The organism is Actinoplanes octamycinicus (assembly GCF_014205225.1).
Classification (GTDB): domain Bacteria; phylum Actinomycetota; class Actinomycetes; order Mycobacteriales; family Micromonosporaceae; genus Actinoplanes; species Actinoplanes octamycinicus.
Map to the genome: position 1 here is coordinate 4,252,261 of NZ_JACHNB010000001.1, position 17,164 is coordinate 4,269,424.

Genomic DNA, 17,164 nt, shown 5'->3' on the forward strand with positions numbered 1-17,164 from the left:
GGTGGCTTTCTCACGAGGTCCGTCCCGGGGTGTGGCCGGGCGCCACGGCCGCCTGGACGACCAGCACCGCGGCGCCGATCCCGGCCGCGTCGCGGGGCTGGGCGGAGATCTCCACGGACACGCTGTGCCGGTGCCGGGAGTACGCCGCGCCGTCCAGCTGGGCGCGCAGCCGGCGGGCGAAGATCGACCCGGCGAGCGCGACGCCCGGGCCGGTGAGCACCAGCCGGCCCAGGTCGAGCAGGTTCACCACCGAGGTCGCCGCCACCGCCAGACAGGTGGCCGCCTGGTCCAGCACCGCGTAGGCGGCCGCGTCGCCGTTGACCGCGGCCCGGGCGATCGCCTCGTACGCGTGCGACTCGCCACCGTCCAGCGGCAGCCGGGACCGCAGCTCGGGGATCTTCCGGGCGGCCTGCACGGTGGCCCCGGTGGACGCGTACTGCTGCACGCAGCCCCGGTTGCCGCACGGGCACGACCGGCCCCGGTGGTCGATGGACATGTGCCCGAACTCGCCGGCGCCGAAGCCGGCCCCGCGGAACAGCGCGCCACCGAAGACCAGCCCGGCGCCGATCCCGGTGCCCAGGTAGAGGCACCCGAACGCCTGCTCGCGGGAGACCCGGCGGCTCCAGAACTCGCCCAGCGCCGCCGCGGCCGCGTCGTTCTCCAGCAGGACCGGCACCCCGATCCGGGCGGACAGCTCGGGGCGCAGGCCGGACGGCAGCGTGCCGGGGGCCACCACGGCCAGCCCCTCGATCCGCTCGCGGGGCAGGTCCAGGCCCGCGGTGAAGTGCTCGAACCGGTCGGCCAGCCGGTCCGCCCGGCCGTCGTCGCCGGGCAGCCGGGGGACCGCCTCGCGGCCGACCACGCCGCCGGTGAGGTCGACCGCGACGCAGGTGACGGTCTCCGGGCCGAGGTGGAACCCGATGCCGAAGCGGCTGGCCGGGTTGATCGCGATGAGCTTGCGCGGCCGGCCGTGCGCCGAGTCGAGCGAGCCGATCTCGTGGATGATGCCGTCCGCGATCAGCTCCCGGACGATGTTCGAGATCGACGGCTGGGTGAGGCCGGTCAGGTCGACGAGCTCACCGCGGCTGATCGCCACCGCGGACCGGATGACGTCGACGATGAGGGCGCGGCTGCCCGGCCCCGCCGCCGGCGCTTCTCGACGTGCCATGCGGTGCCACCTCCCTTTTCTGGCCTGTTCCGGATGGAGCCGCTGAGATTACAGCACCGGATAAATTAATAATCTAATCTTGACACCGTCGTAACGGCCGTCTCATGCTGGGCGCTCCACAGGGCTGAACAAGCAGGACGGATACCGGCATGATCAATAGAAGGACCTTCCTCGGCCTCGGCACGGCCGCGGCGCTGGCGCTCACCGCCGGCTGCACCGGCGGCGCGAGCGACGACACCGCCGACCAGGGCGACTTCTCCGGCGACATCAAGGGCACCATCACGGTGCTGACCAACCGCACCGACCTGGTCAGCACGACGCTGCCGGAGTACGCGAAGAAGTTCGAGGCCAAGTACCCGGGCACCAAGGTCACGTTCCAGGGCGTCACGAACTACGACGACGACGTGACCACCCAGCTCAGCGGCGGCGACTACGGCGACGTGCTGATGGTCCCGAACCCGGTCGCCATCGACCAGTACAGCCAGTTCTTCGAGCCGCTCGGCACCCAGGACGAGCTCAAGGCGAAGTACCGGTTCCTCAGCCCGGCGACCTACCAGGGCAAGGTCTACGCGCTGTCAGTGGGCGGCGTGGCCAAGGGCTTCGTGATCAACAAGCGGATCTGGGCGCAGGCCGGGATCACCGCGCCGCCGAAGACGCCGGAGGAGTTCCTGGCCGGCCTCAAGGCGATCGACGCCAAGACCGACGCCGTGCCGTACTACACCAACTACAAGGACGGCTGGCCGCTCGCCGAGTGGAACACCCACCGGGCGATCCTGGGCGACCCGGCGATCAACGACAAGTTCCCCGCCGACGCCAACCCCTGGCAGGCCGGGAAGATCCAGTACATCGAGGACGGCCTGCTCTTCGACATCGTGCACAACAAGCTCAGCGAGAAGGACCCGCTGACCACGAACTGGGAGAGCTCCAAGCCGATGATCGCCTCCGGCAAGGTGGCGACCATGCTGCTCGGCTCCTGGGCCGTCCCGCAGATGCAGGCCGCCGCGAAGGACTCCGGCGCCAACCCGGCGGACATCGGCTTCTGGCCGTTCCCCTACCAGACCGGCGGCAAGTTCCACGCCAACATCGACGGTGACAAGCTCGCCGCGGTCAGCAAGAACTCGAAGAACAAGGCGACCGCCAAGGCCTGGCTGGACTTCTTCGTCAACGAGTCCGGCTTCTCGACCGACCAGCAGGCCATCCCGCCGGCCATCGACCAGCCGCTGCCCAAGGGCCTGCAGGAGTTCACCGCCACCGGCGTCGAGCTGGTCGAGACCCCGGCCGCGGCCACGAACGCCGGCAAGGAGGACGAGATCATCAAGCAGTCGGAGATCGACCTGAAGGGCCCGATCTACCGGCAGAAGATGGTCGACGTCGCGCGCGGCGCGGCCAAGGGCGACAAGGACTCCTTCTTCGCGGACCTCAACAAGAGGTGGAGCGCCGCTCAGAGCTCGGTCATGAAGTGACGAGCCAGTCCACCGCCGTCCGGCCCGCCGTCGAGGCGGGCCGGGCCCGGCGGAAGATCCTGCACAGCCCCTGGTTCTACGTCGCGCCGGCCCTGATCCTGCTGATCACGTTCACCTACGTGCCGGTCGGCAACATGATCTGGTACAGCTTCCACAAGTGGGACGGCCTGGACGTCACCATGGACCCGGTCGGCCTGGACAACTACGTCCGGGTCTTCACCGACGAGCAGTACTGGCGGGTCTTCCTGATCAGCCTCTACTACTTCGTCGCGTCGTTCGCGCAGATCGCCATCGCCCTGTACTTCGCGGTCGTGCTCTCGTTCAGCGTCCGGTTCAAGAACCTGTTCAAGGGCATCCTGTTCTTCCCGTACCTGCTCAACGGCGTCGCGGTCGGCTTCGTCTTCCTCTACCTGTTCCAGCCGGACGGCACCCTGGACTCGCTGCTGTCGGCGGTCGGGCTGGGCGAGCACACCAAGCTCTGGCTGGGTGACCCGGACATCGCCAACATCTCGCTGGCCGGCACCTCGGTGTGGCGGTTCACCGGGCTCAACTTCGTGCTGTTCCTCGGCGCGATCCAGTCCATCCCGGGCGAGATCTACGAGGCCGCGGAGATCGACGGCGCGAACCGGTGGCACCAGTTCCGGCACATCATCGTGCCCGGCATCCGGCGGATCATCAGCCTCAGCTTCATCCTGGCGATCTCCGGCAGCCTCAGCGTCTTCGAGATCCCGTTCATCATGACCGGCGGCGCGAACGGCACCCGCACCTTCGTCGTGCAGGCCTACCAGACCGCCTTCCAGTTCCGGCAGATCGGCCTGGCCTCGGCCATGGCGGTGGTGCTGCTGCTGATCGTCCTGCTGATCACCTGGATCCAGCGCCGGGTCCTGCCCGACGAGGAGGTGACCCTCTCGTGACCACGATGACCCGTCCACCCCGGCACGCCGTCCGCCCCCCGGCCCCGCCGCACGGCGCCGGCCGCGTCCGCGCCCTGGCGGCCACCGCGAGCACCGCCAAGTACCTCTCGCTGGTGCTGGCCTCGCTGGTGGTGCTCATCCCGCTGGTGGTCGTGCTGTTCGCCTCGCTCAAGACGCACAGCGAGTACAACTCCACTGGCCCGCTCACGCCGCCGGAGAACTGGTTCAACTTCCACAACTTCGCGACCGCGTGGACCGCCGGCGACATGCTGCGCGGCTTCGGGAACACCACGGTCATCCTGGTGATCTCGCTGACCGGCACGGTCTTCATCGGGACGCTCGCGGCGTACGCGATCAGCCGTTTCGTCTTCCCCTTCAAGCGCGTGATCCTCGGCCTCTTCCTGGTCGCCGCGCTGGTCCCGGGCGTCACCACGCAGGTCGCGACCTATCAGATCGTCAAGTCGATGGGCCTGGTCAACACCTCGTGGTCGGCCATCGTGCTGTTCATGGGCACCGACATCGTGTCCATCTACATCTTCATCCAGTTCATGCAGTCGATCCCGCAGAGCCTCGACCAGGCCGCGATGATCGACGGCGCCGGCCGGTTCACCATCTATCGCAAGGTGATCCTGCCGCTGATGAAGCCCGCGATCGCCACCGTGGTGATCATCAAGGGCATCGCGATCTACAACGAGTTCTACATTCCGTTCCTCTACCTGCGCTCGCCGGACCTCAGCGTCATCTCCACCGCGCTGTTCCGGTTCAAGGGCCCCTACGGCGCGCAGTGGGAGACGATCGCCGCCTGCACGATGATCGTCATCGTTCCGACCGTGGTCATCTTCCTGCTGCTGCAGCGCTTCATCTACAACGGCATCACCGCGGGAGCGACCAAGTGACCTCTGTACAAGATCTGGCCGGCTCCTGGGAGCTGCGGGGTGCCGACCTCACCGTCCCGGCGACCGTGCCCGGCTGCGTGCACACCGACCTGCTGGCCGCCGGCCGGATCCCGGACCCGTTCCTGGACGACAACGAGAAGGCGGTCGCCTGGGTCGGTCGCGCCGACTGGTCCTACCGGCGCGAGGTGGCCTGGACCGGCCCGGCGCACGAGCGGATCGACCTGGTCTTCGAGGGCCTGGACACGGTGGCGACCGTGGAGCTGGCCGGCGCCACGCTCGGCAGCAGCCGCAACATGCACCGCGGTTTCCGGTACGACGTGACCGCCCTGCTCGGCGACGGCACCCCGCAGCCGCTGACCGTGCGTTTCGAGTCGGCGTACGCCGAGGCGGAGCGGGTCCGTGAGCTGCTCGGCGCGCGGGACAACGCGTACCCCGAGCCGTTCAACTTCATCCGCAAGATGGCCTGCAGCTTCGGCTGGGACTGGGGCCCCACCCTGGTCACCGCGGGCATCTGGCGGCCGGTGCGGCTGGAGGGCTGGAGCACCGCCCGGCTCGCCGAGGTCCGCCCACTGGCCACCTTCGACGACGGCACGGGACCCCTGGACCTCACCATCGGTGTGGAACGCACCCGCGAGCGGGACCTGCGCGCGCGGATTCTGCTCGACGGCCGTGAGCTGGGCGTACTGAAAATAGACGGTCGTGGGTCGGTCGCGTCAGCGACCTTGGACGCCGGCGGCGTGACGCCGTGGAATCCGCGCGGCTACGGGGAACCGGCGCTCTACGCACTGACCGTCGAGCTGCTCGACGGGGACATCGTGCTGGACCGCTGGGAGCGGCGCACCGGCTTCCGCAGCGTGGCGATCGACCAGACGGACGGCGGGTTCATCTTCCAGATCAACGGCGAGCCGGTCTTCGTCAAGGGCGTCAACTGGATCCCGGACGACATCTTCCCGTCCCGGATGACCCGCGAGCGGTACGAGCTGCGGCTGCGCGAGGCCGCCGACGCCGGGGTCAACCTGGTCCGGGTCTGGGGCGGCGGCATCTACGAGGACCGCGCCTTCTACGAGGTCTGCGACGAGCTCGGCCTGATGGTCTGGCAGGACTTCCTGTTCGCCTGCGCCGACTACCCGGAGGAGGAGCCGCTCTTCTCCGAGGTGGTCGCCGAGGCCCGGGAGAACGTCGCCCGGCTCGCCCCGCACCCCAGCCTGATCACCTGGAACGGCAACAACGAGAACCTGTGGCTGCACCTGGCCATGCCGTGGAACGCCGACGGCGCCTATGAGACCTGGGGTTCCCGCTATTACCTCGAGACGCTGCCCGCGATCGTGGCCGAGCTCGACCCGACCCGCCCCTACCAGGCCGGCAGCCCCTGGTCCGGCTCGTGGGAGCACGCGCCGAACTCCACCGAGCACGGCACCTTCCACTCCTGGGAGGTGTGGAACCGCGAGGACTACCTGAACTACCGGAACTCGACGCCCCGGTTCGTCGCCGAGTTCGGCTGGCAGGCGCCGCCCGCGTGGACCACACTGCGCGACGCCGTCTCCGACGAGCCGATGCTGCCGGACTCGCCGGGCGTGCTGCACCACCAGAAGGCCGAGGACGGCAACGGCAAGCTGGCCCGCGGCCTGGCCCCGCACTTCGGCTCCGCGGAGCGCAGCACCGAGGCCTGGCACTACCTGACCCAGCTCAACCAGGTCCGGGCCGTGCGCACCGGCGTCGAGCACTGGCGGTCGCACTGGCCGCACACCGCCGGCACCATCCTCTGGCAGCTCAACGACCTGTGGCCGGTCACCTCGTGGGCGGCGATCGACGGCGCTGGGCGGTACAAGCCGCTCTACTTCGCCCTGCGCGAGATGTACGCCTCCCGGATGCTCACCATCCAGCCCCGCGACGGCGGCCTGGTCGTCGCGATCGTCAACGACGACCCGGCCGAGTGGGCCGGGACGCTGGTCATCGCCGGCGAGTCCCAGCAGGTCTCCGTGGCGCCGCGCTCGGTGGCCCTGGTGCCGGCGCCCACTGCCGACTTCCTCTGCGCCCAGCTCGATGCGGCGCGGGCCATTCATTTCACCACCGATTTCTCGTACGACGATCCGGCGCTCACCATCGACGTCGAGTCCGTCCCGGGTGGACTGGACGTGCGGGTGCACGCCCTCGGGCTGGCCCGCGACGTGCTGCTGCAGCCCGACCGGATCCATCCGTCCGCGACCGTCGACCGGGGCTTCGTCACGCTGCTGCCCGGCGAGTCCGCGCTGTTCCGGGTCCGCGCCCCGCACGACCTAGACCCCGCGCTGGTCAAGGCGCCGTGGGTGCTCACCGACCTCTCCTCCGTCATGAACGGGACCACGAGATGAGACTGTTCCGTGCCGCTGCCATCGTCCTCACCCTCATGACCTCGATCGCCGTACCCTCCGCGGCGCACGCCACGACCACCACCAAGGGCTTCGTCACCCGGGCCGGCGCCGAGCTGCGGCTGAACGGGAAACCGTTCCGGTTCGCCGGCACCAACATCTACTGGCTCGGGCTGGACGAGAACGTCGGCGGGATCGACTACCCGACCGGCTTCCGGATCCGGGACGCCATCGACACCGCGAAGAGCATGGGGATGACCGTGGTCCGGTCGCACATGCTGGTGTCGTCCGGGCACCCGAAGACGCTGCTGCCGTCGAAGGAGGCCGGGTACCACGACGCGGCGTTCGCGACCATCGACTACGCGATCGCCTACGCCGGGCAGGCCGGGATCCGGCTGATCCTGCCGCTGACCGACAACTGGGCGTACTACCACGGCGGGCACGCCGACTTCACCGAGCCGTACGGGCTGCCGGACTCGGCGTTCTACACCGACCCGCGGGTGATCGCCGACTACCAGGCCTACGTCTGGCACGTGATGCGGCACGTCAATCCGTACACCGGCAAGCGTTACATCGACGACCCGACGATCATGGCCTGGGAGCTCGGCAACGAGCTGGAGGGCATGACGCCGGAGTGGATCGACACGAACGCGGCCACCTTCTCCGGGTGGGCGCCGCGGCAGCTGATCGCGGCCGGCCGCCGGTTCGACATCGACCCGGACACCCTGGCCGCCGCCGACGTGGACATCGTCGACGTGCACTACTACCCGCCGACCGCGGCGAAGGTGAAGGCCGACGCGGCCACCGTCGCGGCCGCCGGCAAGGTCTACGTCGCGGGGGAGTACGCCTCGAACGCCGCCTCCGGCGCGCTGCTCGACCCGCTGGTCGCCGACCGGAACGTCACCGGGATGCTGTCCTGGTCGCTCTTCGGCCACCACGACCGGTCCGGGTTCGTGCAGCACGACGACGGGTTCACCATTCACTACCCGGGGGACGACGCCCGGATGACGGCGGCGGGTCAGGCGCAGATCGCGTACGCGAAAGCCCTGGGCGGCTCGGTGCCCGCGCGACCGGCCGGCACCCCGCTGATCACCGCGATCGACAAGCGGGGCGGGCTCACCGTCCTGCGGTGGCGCGGCGCCGCCGGCGCCACCGGGTACCGGGTGGAACGCGCGCCCACCGCGCACGGGCCGTGGAAGCCGGCGCACACCGGCCTGCTCTCCGACAACGACACCCCGTGGACCGACCTGAGCGCGCCCGGCAACGCCTGGTACCGGGTGGTCGCCGGCACCACGAAGTCGGAGCCGCAGTTCGCCGGCGCCGCCGAGACGGTGCTGGTCGACCCGCTGGAGAGCTTCGGGCTGACCGCCGGCCAGGCCGGCGTCGCGATCCGGCCGGACGGCGACCACGCCGTGGTGCGGCCCACCGGCGCCGGACCCGCCTCGGTGAGCTGGGCGGTGCCCGGCGCGCGCCGGGTGCGGTTCGAGGTGACCGGTGGCCACCACAGCGACCTCGCCGTGCAGGTCTCGGCGGACGGCGTCACCTGGCGGACCGTCCCGTCGCACCGGGAGAAGGACGCGATCACAGCCGGCACGCCGGGCGCCGGGCACGTGCGCCTGGCCTGGACCGGGCGGTCGCACACCGGGGTCACCCGGGCCACCTTCTGGGCCGCCGACCCGGCGCCGGTGACCGGCCGGCCGGGGGCGTTCCCGGTGGTCGCACCGGCGGCCGGGGCGACCGGCGTGATCGGCCCGCAGTCGTTCAGCTGGGGGCCGGCCACCGGCGCGGGCTACTACACGCTCACCGTGTCGCGCCGTCCGGACCTCAGCGACCCGGTGCTCAGCGTGACCGGGCTGGACGCCACCACCTACACCCCGGCATCGGGCCTCGACCCGGCCACCACCTGGTACTGGGGCGTGCGCGCCAGCAACGCGGCGGGCAGCACGGCCACCCCGGTCGCCTCGTTCACCACCCGGTCGCTGCCGTCCGCGCCGACCACGATCGACGACTTCGACGGGTACCCGGACAGCGCCGCGCTGGCGGCCGCCTATCCGCGCAACACCGGCGGCGACGTCGTGGTCCCCACGCTGACCGGTGATCACGCCATGCAGCTCGACGTGACCGCGGGCAGCGCCGGATACGCCGGGGTGACCCGTACCTTCACCCCGCTCGACCTGTGGGGACAGCAGGGCCTGCAGCTCGGCCTGGACCGCTCGGCCACCCAGGCGAGCATCACCATCCAGTTCGTCGCGAACGGGGTGTACTGGGAGCACACGCTGCCGGCCGGGACCCCGTCCGGGACGGTCCGGGTGCCGTTCAGCTCGTTCGCCCAGCCGCCGTGGGCGCCGTCCGGCGCCCTCGACCTGACGAAGTTCACCCAGCTGTCGTTCTACCTGGGCGGCAGCGACTCCGGCCGGCTGATCGTCGACGACGTGGTGGCCTACCCGGCTCAGTGAACGCCGCGGCGCCCGGGCCGGCCGGCCCGGGCGCCGCACTCCTTTCCGAGAGGACCGATCTGCCGTGCGCAAGATCCTGTGCGCCCTCCTCGTCGCCGGTCTGACCATGGCGGCCTGCGACGAGGCTCCCGGATCCACCGGGGCCGCGTCGTCGTCGGTGACCTCGTCCGGCAACGGGAGGAACGGTGTCGGCGTGGTGCTGCCGGACAGCGCCAGCTCACCCCGCTGGAAGATCGACCACCCGCGGGCGCTGGCCGCGGCGTTCCAGGCGGCCGGGGTGCCCTACGAGATCCAGAACGCCGAGGGCGACAAGGCGGTGTTCCAGGCGATCGCGGCTCGGATGATCGACAGCGGCGTCAAGGTGCTGATGATCGCGAACCTGGACTCGGTCAGCGCCAAGGCGGTGATCGCCAACGCCAAGGCCCACCGGGTCCCGGTGATCGACTACGACCGGCTCACCCTGAACGGCGGCGCCGACTACTACGTCAGCTACGACAACGTGGCGATCGGCGTCCAGCAGGCGAACGGCCTGATCAGCTGCCTGCGGGCGAGGAGGACGGACCAGCCGGTGGTCGCCGAGCTGCACGGCTCGCCGACCGACAACAACACCACCCTGTTCAAGGACGGCTACGACTCGGTGCTGCGCGGCCGGTACGACAGCGGCGAGTTCGTGAAGGGCCCCGACCAGTTCGTCCCGGCCTGGGACCCGGACGAGGGCAAGGCGATCTTCACCCAGATGCTCCGGCAGTGGCCGAAGATCAGCGGGGTGGTGGCCGCCAACGACAACCTGGCCAACGCGGTGATCCAGGTGCTCCGGGCCGCGGGCCTGAACGGGAAGGTGCCGGTCACCGGCCAGGACGCCACCGTGCAGGGGCTGCGCAACATCCTGACCGGGGACCAGTGCATGACCGTCTACAAGTCGGCCAAGGCCGAGGCCGACGCGGCGGCCGAGCTGGCGATCGGGCTGGTCCGGGGTGAGAAGAAGCCGCTCACCGGGAAGGTCAAGGACCCCGGCTCGGGCGCCTACGTCCCGGCGGTGCTGCTCTCGCCGACCCTGGTGACCGCCCGCACCATCCGGAGCACCGTGCTGCGCGACCGGGCGGTCACCGCCGCCGAGATCTGCACCGGCGCCTACCTGGTCGCCTGCCGCGAGCACGGCGTGGTGGACTGACCGAAGGGTCTCCGGCCGGTTGGCCGAGGCAGTCCGACTAGGAATCGTCGAGTCTCGGCAGGACGGTCCCGGACGGGATCGGCGGAGGGAGACGGTCATGGACTGCCAGAAGTGTCACAAGCGGCTGCACACTTGCTCGTCCTGCAAGGGACAGACCTCGCGGAGCCTGCTCGGGGACCGGCTCACCTGCTCGACGTGCCAGTCGACCGGCAGCGTCTGCCCGGACCACGGCGGTCACTGGAAACGCTGAGGGTTGCCCGTCCCGCGTGGTGGGCAAGTGGGTCGGGTGACAGACGTGACGGCGCTGGGGCCCGCCCTGGCCATCGACGCCCGCCTGACCGAGCTGGAACGGCAGGTCGACCTGCTGCTCAACCTGACCCCGGTGAACGCGGCGGAGGCGTGGGCCGACTTCGAGCGCAGCGACTTCGGCGCGGTGCCCACGCTCCGGCTGCGGCCGCTGGAGTTCGAACCCGACCTGGTCCGGCGGGAGCTCTACGACCTGGAGGTGGAGCGGGTCGAGGATCCCGCCCTGCACACGCTGCTGCGCACCAAGCGGGATGAGATCGCGCGCCAGATCACCGCCCTGGAGGACCGCGACACCACCCGGTTCGTGCACGGGTCGCTGCAGCTCTACGGCGGGGTCACCCCGGCCCTGGTGGCGGCCGCGGAGCAACTGCTGGCGACCATCCCGGCGCTGTCCCCGAGCGCGCCGGCGGTCACCGCCGGCGCGTTCGCCGAGGCGGCGCGGGGCGAGTTCGAGCGGTACCGGGCCGTCTACCCGGACTTCCCGGTGCACGTCGACGTCCGGGACGACATCTCCGAGCTGATGGTGTCGTTCGGCCGCCTGTTGATCCCGTCGAACGCCACGTTCCGGGCGGACCGGGTCGAGCCGCTGCTGCACCACGAGGTCGGCACCCACGTGGTCACCTACCAGAACGGCGCGCGGCAACCGCTCCAGCTGCTGACCATCGGCCTGCCCGGTTACGACGAGACGCAGGAGGGTCTCGCGGTGCTCGCCGAGTACCTGACCGGCGGGCTGGATCCGCGGCGGCTGCGGGTGCTGGCGGCCCGGGTGGTGGCCGTCCACCGGATGATCTCCGGGGCCGGTTTCCTGGACATCTTCGAGTCGCTGCGCACCGAGCACCGGATCCCCCGCCGGACCGCCTGGATCATCGCGATCCGGGTGGTGGTCGCGGGCGGTTCCGCCAAGGACGCGATCTACCTGCGGGGTGTCAGCCGCCTGCTGGAGGCGTTCGCCGAGGGCGTCGACCTCGACGCGCTGCTGGTCGGCAAGCTCGCGCTCGATCACCTTCCGCTGGTCCAGGACCTGCTCGACCGCGGGGTGCTGCAGAAACCCTGGATCCGGCCGCGCTGGCTGGAGACGCCCGGGGCCCCGGAGCGCCTGGACCGGCTGCGCGCCGGTCTGTCCATCACCGACCTCTACGAGGGGGAGAAGTCCGCATGAGGCTCGCATTCTTCGTCAATGACGTCGCCGCCGAGATCGCCGAGTACGCGACCACCCGGCTGGCGCGGGCAGCGAGCCGGCGCGGCCACCAGGTCTGGTACGTCGGGGTCGGTGATGTCGAGCTGGGCGGGGGCGACGGGCGGCTCGTCGCCCGGGCCCGCCCCGCGCGGTACGCCGGCGACGACGGCCTGGAGGGCTTCCTGGCCGCCGTCCAGGGCGGCGACCCGGAGCCGGTGGTGCTGGACGACCTCGACGTGTTCTTCCTGCGCAACGAGTCGATCGACGATCTGCAGCAGCGGCCGTGGGCCAGCCCGCTCGGCGCGGTCTTCGGCCAGATGCTCAAGAACCGCGGGGTGACCGTGGTCAACGACCCGATGTCGCTGATCCGCGCGACCAGCAAGCTCTATTTGGAGGAGTTCCCGGAGAAGATCCGGCCCCGGTCGCTGGTCACCCGGGATCCGGCGGCGATCGAGCGGTTCGTCGCCGAGGTGGGCCGCTCGGTGGTCAAACCGCTGTACGGCGCGAAGGGCCGCAACGTCTTCCTGCTGCGCGACGAGTCCGAGCCGAACCTCGCGCAGATCCTCGAGGCCGTGCTGCAGGACGGCTACGCCATCGTGCAGGAGTTCGTCGACGGCGGCGAGCAGGGTGACGCCCGGATCTTCCTGCTCGAGGGCCGGCTGCTGGAACGCGACGGCCAGGCGGCCGCCTTCCGGCGGGTGCCGACCGGCAACGACCCGCGGGCCAACATCAGCAAGGGCGGCCGGATGGTGCCGTGGGAGATCGGCCCGGTGGAGCGCGAGGTGATCGACGCGATGAGCGCGAAGCTGGTCGCCGACGGCATGTTCTTCGTCGGCATCGACCTGATCGGCGACAAGGTGGTGGAGATCAACGCGGAGAGCCCGGGCGGGCTGCAGAGCATCGAGTGGCTCTACCGGATCGACGTGTGCGAGACCGTCGTGGACGCCCTGGAACGCCGCGCATCGCACTGACTGTTGACCTAATTAAATAGACATGCGTGAATGGACGGACCAGCTGTCTATACAGGAGGTCCACCCATGACCGTCCGCTCCCGCCTGGCCGTGCTGCTCGCCGCGCTCGGCCTGATCCTGCTCCCGGCCGCACCCGCGCGGGCCGCCGCCGTCACCTACGGCCAGGACGTCTCCAGCCACCAGGGGAACGTCAACTGGCCGGCGCAGTGGAACGCCGGCTCGCGGTTCGCCTACGTCAAGGCGACCGAGGGCGGCTACTACACCAACCCGTACTTCGCCCAGCAGTACAACGGCTCCTACAACGTCGGGATGATCCGCGGGGCGTACCACTTCGCCATCCCGAACGGGGCGGGCGGCGCGGCGCAGGCCGACTACTTCGTGGCGCACGGCGGCGGCTGGTCGCGGGACGGCCGGACGCTGCCCGGCGCGCTGGACATCGAGTACAACCCGTACGGCGCCACCTGTTACGGCCTGTCCCAGGCGTCGATGCGCAGCTGGATCTCCGCGTTCCTGAACCGCTACCACACGCTGACCGGCCGCTGGGCGGTCATCTACACCACCACCGACTGGTGGACCACCTGCACCGGCAACTACGGCGGCTTCTGGGCGAACTCCCCGCTCTGGCTGGCCCGCTACGCCGGCACGCCGGGCACCCTGCCGGCCGGCGCGCCGACCTGGTCGTTCTGGCAGTACTCCAGCACCGGCCCGTTCGCCGGCGACTCCAACCAGTGGCACGGCGCGCTGGACCGGCTGAAGGTGCTGGCCTGCGACGGGCCCTGCTGAGCGCACCTCTCTTGAACGACAGACCCGTCTCGCTGCCGCGACGCCGCCTGCCCTCTCGCGGATCATTTTCTGGTACGACCGGCAGCTCTGTGCGAGTCGGCCCGCGAGGCCGCGGCCCGCTCACGGACCGCTGCGCGTGTCGTGCGGGTCCGCCGGGGGCGGCGAGGCCACGGCCATACCGGCCGCGATGCGACCTGCAGTCGCGGCCGGACCGGGGGCGCGCGTCCCGCGGTCGTGGCCGGACCGGGCGCGCGTCGCGGCCGTGGGCGGGCAGGGCAACGCGGTGCGCCGGCGGACCCGCACGACACGCGCCACGGCCCGCGAGCGGGCCGCGGCCTCGCGCGCCGACTGCCACAGGGCTACCGGTCGTACCCGAAAAAGATCCGCAAGAAAGGGGCGATATCGCGGCAGCGATGATGGTCTGGTCCGGAAACGCGGCCGGGCCGGCGCTCAGCGGAGCCTCAGGCCGTTTGACGCGCGGTGTGCAGGGCGGCGACGTCGGTGGCGGCGCGGACGAAGGCGGCCACCGCCGGGGAGTGCGAGTCCTGCGGCCAGGCCACCACCAGGGTGGACGGTCCCAGATCGCGGACCGGCAGGTAGGCGATGCCCGGGCGGCGGTGGCGGCGGACCAGCGACAGCGGCGGGAACCAGACCACCGCGCCCAACTCGATCAGGTGAAGGATCTGTCCCAGATCCCGGCAGGGCGGCCGGTCGTGCTCCGGCAGCGGCGGGCCGGTCTCGTCGTCGGCGGGCACGCCGTCCGGCAGGATCCGCCCGGCCAGGTCGGCCAGCTGCAGCCCGGTCCGCGCGGCCAGCGGGTCGTCCGCCGCCAGCGCCACCAGCCGCGGCTCGGTGAGCAGCGGCTCGAAGTCGAGGCCCGACCCGGCGAACGGCGTCGGCAGGATCGCCACGTCGGCGCGCCCGTCCCGCAGCGCCGGCACCTGCTCGCCGCGGCCACCCATCAGCAGGTCCACCGGCTGGGCGGCCGGATCCCTCTGGTACTCGGCGAGCATCCGGGGCAGCAGGCCCGCGTCGTAGTCCGGTTTGAAGGCCAGCCGCAGGGCCGGCGCCGTGCTCCCGGCGTTGCGGGTCCGCCGGTCCGCGGCGGCCACCGCGTCCAGCGCCGTCCGGGCGTCCCGCAGCAGCACCCGCCCGGCGGCGGTGAGCGCCACCTGGCGGGTGGTCCGCTCCAGCAGCCGGACGCCGAGCTGCCGCTCCAGCTCGCGGATCGCCCGGGAGAGCGGTGGCTGCGCCATGCCCAGCCGCTCGGCGGCCCGGCCGAAGTGCAGCTCCTCGGCGACCGCGACGAAGTACCGGAGCTGGCGGACCTCCAGGTCACTCATACCGGCACGGTATCAATGCCGACCGGATCGGTCCTTCAGACAGCGCCGTGCCCGGCGTTGACTACCAGCATGTTCGTAGTCACCGCAGCCACCGGAAACATCGGCTCCCACGTCGTCCAGAACCTTCTCGACCGGGACGCACCGGTCCGCGTCGTGGTCCGCGACCCGTCCCGGCTGCCCGCCACGATCCGCGACCGGGTCGACGTGGTCACCGGATCGCACGCCGACCCTGAAGTGATCACCGAGGCCTGCGCCGGCGCGGACGCCGTCCTCTGGCTGGTGCCGCCCGACCAGCAGGTCACTGACCTGCGGCGGTACTACCTGGACTTCACCCGCCCGGCGGTCGGCGCGTTCGGCAAGCAGGGCGTGGCCCGGGTGGTCGGCGTCTCGGCGCTCGGCCGCGGCACGCCCTGGGAGCACGACGCCGGGCACGTGACCGCGGCGCTGGCGATGGACGACCTGATCGCCGCGAGCGGGGTGCCGTACCGGGCGCTGGCCAACCCGTCCTTCATGGAGAACTTCCTCGGCCAGCTCCCGTCGATCGTCCACCGGGGCGTCATCGCGTCGGTGGTCGCGCCCGACCGGCGGCTGCCCACCTGCGCCACCGCCGACATCGCCGCGGTCGCCACCCGGCTGCTGCTCGACGACGGCTGGACCGGACACGGCGAGGTGCCGGTGCTCGGCCCGGAGGACCTCTCCGGCGCCGACCAGGCCCGGATCCTCAGCGAGGTGCTGGGCCGGCCGGTGGCCTACCGTCAGACGCCGCCCGACGAGTTCGAGGCCACCCTGCGCACCTACGGCATGTCCGCGGAGGTGGCCCGGAACATGCGCCAGATGATGGTCGCCAAGGACGCCGGCCTGGACAACGCCGTCCGGCGCACCCCGGAGACCAGCACGCCCACCACCTTCCGCGACTGGTGCGAGCGGGTCCTCAAGCCGGCGGCCGCCCGCTAGAGCGCCGGCCGCGGCCTCCCGCCCGGGTCACGGTCGCTGCCGCGGCTCACGCCCCCGGCTGGCTCTCACGGGTGTCTCGGCCGTCTTGAGACACCCGTGAGGCCCAGCCGGGATCGCGAGCGGTGCGGCGACCGTGACCGACGGCTCCGGGCGCCGCCCGCGGCTCGGCGGCGGTCGGCGGGTCAGTGGCGGTGGCGCTGGAAGAAGTCCCACATCAGGGCGTTGGCGTCGATCTCCCGGGTGACCGTGCCGTTGCCGTTGTCGACCGGGGTGCCCGGCCAGGTGTGGCCGCCGTCCGCCACGGTGTAGAGCGTGACGTCGGCACGACCACGGCATTTCCGGTACGACGTCCGCGTCACGTGCGCGCTGACCGCGACCGTGCGGGCCCCGTCCCGGCACCCGTTCAGTTCGGCCCAGCGCTGCCGCGCCACCGCCACCGAGTACTGCCAGTAGGGCGACCCGCCACCCTGGTACGGGTTGGTCCCGTCCTGCTCGCCGTGAAAGGTGAGGACCGGCACCGGCCGGGACGGGCGGCACGACGCCGGATCCACCCTCGCCGGGTCGAGCGGGTCCGGCCGCCCGGCGCGCAGCCCGGCCACCGGCGCGATCGCGGCGAGCAGGTCGGCGCGGGCGCAGGCGAACGCCGAGATCATCCGGCCGCCGCCGGAGTAGCCGGTGCCGTGGACCCGGGCCGGGTCGCCGCACAGCGACCGGACCGCGGTCGTGACCACCTCGGCGAGGAAGGCGACGTCGTCCCGGGCGCCGGCCGGGGGAGTGCCCACCCCGGGCACGTTCCAGGCGAAGCCGGCGGCGGCCGGGATGTTCCCGCTCGGCGCGACGACCAGGAAGCCGTCCCGGTCGGCCGCGGACGCCATGTCGCTGTAGCGGAGCTGGTTGCCGCCGGTGCTCTGCGTGCCGTGCAGGTTGACGACCAGGGGCAGGCGCTTGGTGGTCCGCGCGCCGGCCGGGACGTAGACGGTGACCGGGTAGTCGACGCCGGCGAACGGGACGGTCAGCGTCTGCTCGCCCGGGCCGGCGGTCCGGCGGCATGCCGGGCCCGCCGCGGCGGGCGCCCCGAGCGAAGCCGCGGCGGGCGCCACGACCAGCAAGGACAGCGTCACGGTGCGCACCGCGTACGCGAACAGCTTGTTCATTCTTGCCCTTCTTGTGGGTGTGGCCGCCGGCTCCCGAGCCGGCGGCCACGGTCAGGGAGC

Annotated in this window: 13 protein-coding genes; 10 read left to right on the forward strand and 3 right to left on the reverse strand. The window is 71.6% G+C overall.

All coding sequences use genetic code 11. The annotated features are described in order from the left end of the window. Positions 1 to 10: 10 nt before the first annotated feature. On the reverse strand, positions 11 to 1,168 hold the full coding sequence (locus tag BJY16_RS18970; RefSeq protein ID WP_185040791.1) for an ROK family protein: 1,158 nt from the start codon (positions 1,166 to 1,168) through the stop codon (positions 11 to 13). 149 nt (positions 1,169 to 1,317) lie between these two features. Between BJY16_RS18970 and BJY16_RS18975 the strand changes: the two genes are divergently transcribed. The 9 genes from BJY16_RS18975 to BJY16_RS19015 all read left to right on the forward strand — a co-directional run bounded on the left by BJY16_RS18975 (position 1,318) and on the right by BJY16_RS19015 (position 13,653). Further along, positions 1,318 to 2,631: an ABC transporter substrate-binding protein gene (locus BJY16_RS18975; protein ID WP_185040793.1), complete on the forward strand. Its 1,314-nt coding sequence runs from the start codon at positions 1,318 to 1,320 to the stop codon at positions 2,629 to 2,631. Continuing rightward, the gene (locus tag BJY16_RS18980; protein WP_185040794.1) at positions 2,628 to 3,545 is read left to right on the forward strand and encodes a carbohydrate ABC transporter permease; all 918 of its coding nucleotides are present in this window, start codon (positions 2,628 to 2,630) and stop codon (positions 3,543 to 3,545) included. Before BJY16_RS18975 ends, BJY16_RS18980 begins: the two co-directional genes overlap by 4 nt. A 5-nt stretch (positions 3,546 to 3,550) precedes the next feature. After that, a complete protein-coding gene (locus tag BJY16_RS18985) occupies positions 3,551 to 4,441 on the forward strand; it encodes a carbohydrate ABC transporter permease (protein WP_239177936.1) in 891 nt (296 codons plus the stop codon). Next, a complete protein-coding gene (locus tag BJY16_RS18990; protein WP_185040796.1) occupies positions 4,438 to 6,792 on the forward strand; it encodes a glycoside hydrolase family 2 protein in 2,355 nt (784 codons plus the stop codon). The genes BJY16_RS18985 and BJY16_RS18990 overlap by 4 nt, the downstream gene beginning before the upstream one ends. Continuing rightward, on the forward strand, positions 6,789 to 9,245 hold the full coding sequence (locus tag BJY16_RS18995) for a cellulase family glycosylhydrolase (RefSeq protein ID WP_185040798.1): 2,457 nt from the start codon (positions 6,789 to 6,791) through the stop codon (positions 9,243 to 9,245). The genes BJY16_RS18990 and BJY16_RS18995 overlap by 4 nt, the downstream gene beginning before the upstream one ends. Before the next feature lie 64 nt (positions 9,246 to 9,309). Further along, a complete protein-coding gene (locus tag BJY16_RS19000; RefSeq protein WP_185040800.1) occupies positions 9,310 to 10,416 on the forward strand; it encodes a sugar ABC transporter substrate-binding protein in 1,107 nt (368 codons plus the stop codon). A gap of 286 nt (positions 10,417 to 10,702) precedes the next feature. Next, a complete protein-coding gene (locus tag BJY16_RS19005) occupies positions 10,703 to 11,881 on the forward strand; it encodes a peptidase MATCAP family protein (RefSeq protein WP_203759282.1) in 1,179 nt (392 codons plus the stop codon). Next, positions 11,878 to 12,870, forward strand: coding sequence for an ATP-grasp domain-containing protein (locus BJY16_RS19010; RefSeq protein WP_185040804.1), 993 nt, complete (start codon positions 11,878 to 11,880; stop codon positions 12,868 to 12,870). Before BJY16_RS19005 ends, BJY16_RS19010 begins: the two co-directional genes overlap by 4 nt. A gap of 66 nt (positions 12,871 to 12,936) precedes the next feature. After that, positions 12,937 to 13,653 (forward strand): GH25 family lysozyme, encoded by a 717-nt coding sequence (locus BJY16_RS19015; protein ID WP_185040806.1) that lies wholly within the window; start codon positions 12,937 to 12,939, stop codon positions 13,651 to 13,653. 461 nt (positions 13,654 to 14,114) lie between these two features. On the opposite strand, the gene BJY16_RS19020 is transcribed toward BJY16_RS19015, so the two are convergent. Continuing rightward, positions 14,115 to 14,996 (reverse strand): LysR family transcriptional regulator, encoded by an 882-nt coding sequence (locus tag BJY16_RS19020; protein ID WP_185040808.1) that lies wholly within the window; start codon positions 14,994 to 14,996, stop codon positions 14,115 to 14,117. A gap of 69 nt (positions 14,997 to 15,065) precedes the next feature. On the opposite strand from BJY16_RS19020, the gene BJY16_RS19025 reads away from it, so the two are divergent. Further along, positions 15,066 to 15,950 carry an NAD(P)H-binding protein gene (locus tag BJY16_RS19025; protein WP_185040810.1) on the forward strand — a complete coding sequence of 295 codons (885 nt, stop codon included), beginning with the start codon at positions 15,066 to 15,068 and terminating at the stop codon, positions 15,948 to 15,950. Between the two features lie 182 nt (positions 15,951 to 16,132). On the opposite strand, the gene BJY16_RS19030 is transcribed toward BJY16_RS19025, so the two are convergent. Further along, on the reverse strand, positions 16,133 to 17,104 hold the full coding sequence (locus BJY16_RS19030) for an extracellular catalytic domain type 1 short-chain-length polyhydroxyalkanoate depolymerase (RefSeq protein ID WP_185040812.1): 972 nt from the start codon (positions 17,102 to 17,104) through the stop codon (positions 16,133 to 16,135). Positions 17,105 to 17,164: the final 60 nt, after the last annotated feature.

Bases quoted from the DNA above. Each gene is read 5' to 3' on its own strand.
- BJY16_RS18970 (WP_185040791.1), bottom strand. From the start codon at position 1,168: ATGGCACGTCGAGAAGCGCCGGCGGCGGGGCCGGGCAGCCGCGCCCTC.
- BJY16_RS19015 (WP_185040806.1), top strand. From the start codon at position 12,937: ATGACCGTCCGCTCCCGCCTGGCCGTGCTGCTCGCCGCGCTCGGCCTG.
- BJY16_RS19010 (WP_185040804.1), top strand. From the start codon at position 11,878: ATGAGGCTCGCATTCTTCGTCAATGACGTCGCCGCCGAGATCGCCGAG.
- BJY16_RS18985 (WP_239177936.1), top strand. From the start codon at position 3,551: ATGACCCGTCCACCCCGGCACGCCGTCCGCCCCCCGGCCCCGCCGCAC.
- BJY16_RS18975 (WP_185040793.1), top strand. From the start codon at position 1,318: ATGATCAATAGAAGGACCTTCCTCGGCCTCGGCACGGCCGCGGCGCTG.
- BJY16_RS19020 (WP_185040808.1), bottom strand. From the start codon at position 14,996: ATGAGTGACCTGGAGGTCCGCCAGCTCCGGTACTTCGTCGCGGTCGCC.
- BJY16_RS18995 (WP_185040798.1), top strand. From the start codon at position 6,789: ATGAGACTGTTCCGTGCCGCTGCCATCGTCCTCACCCTCATGACCTCG.
- BJY16_RS19030 (WP_185040812.1), bottom strand. From the start codon at position 17,104: ATGAACAAGCTGTTCGCGTACGCGGTGCGCACCGTGACGCTGTCCTTG.
- BJY16_RS19025 (WP_185040810.1), top strand. From the start codon at position 15,066: ATGTTCGTAGTCACCGCAGCCACCGGAAACATCGGCTCCCACGTCGTC.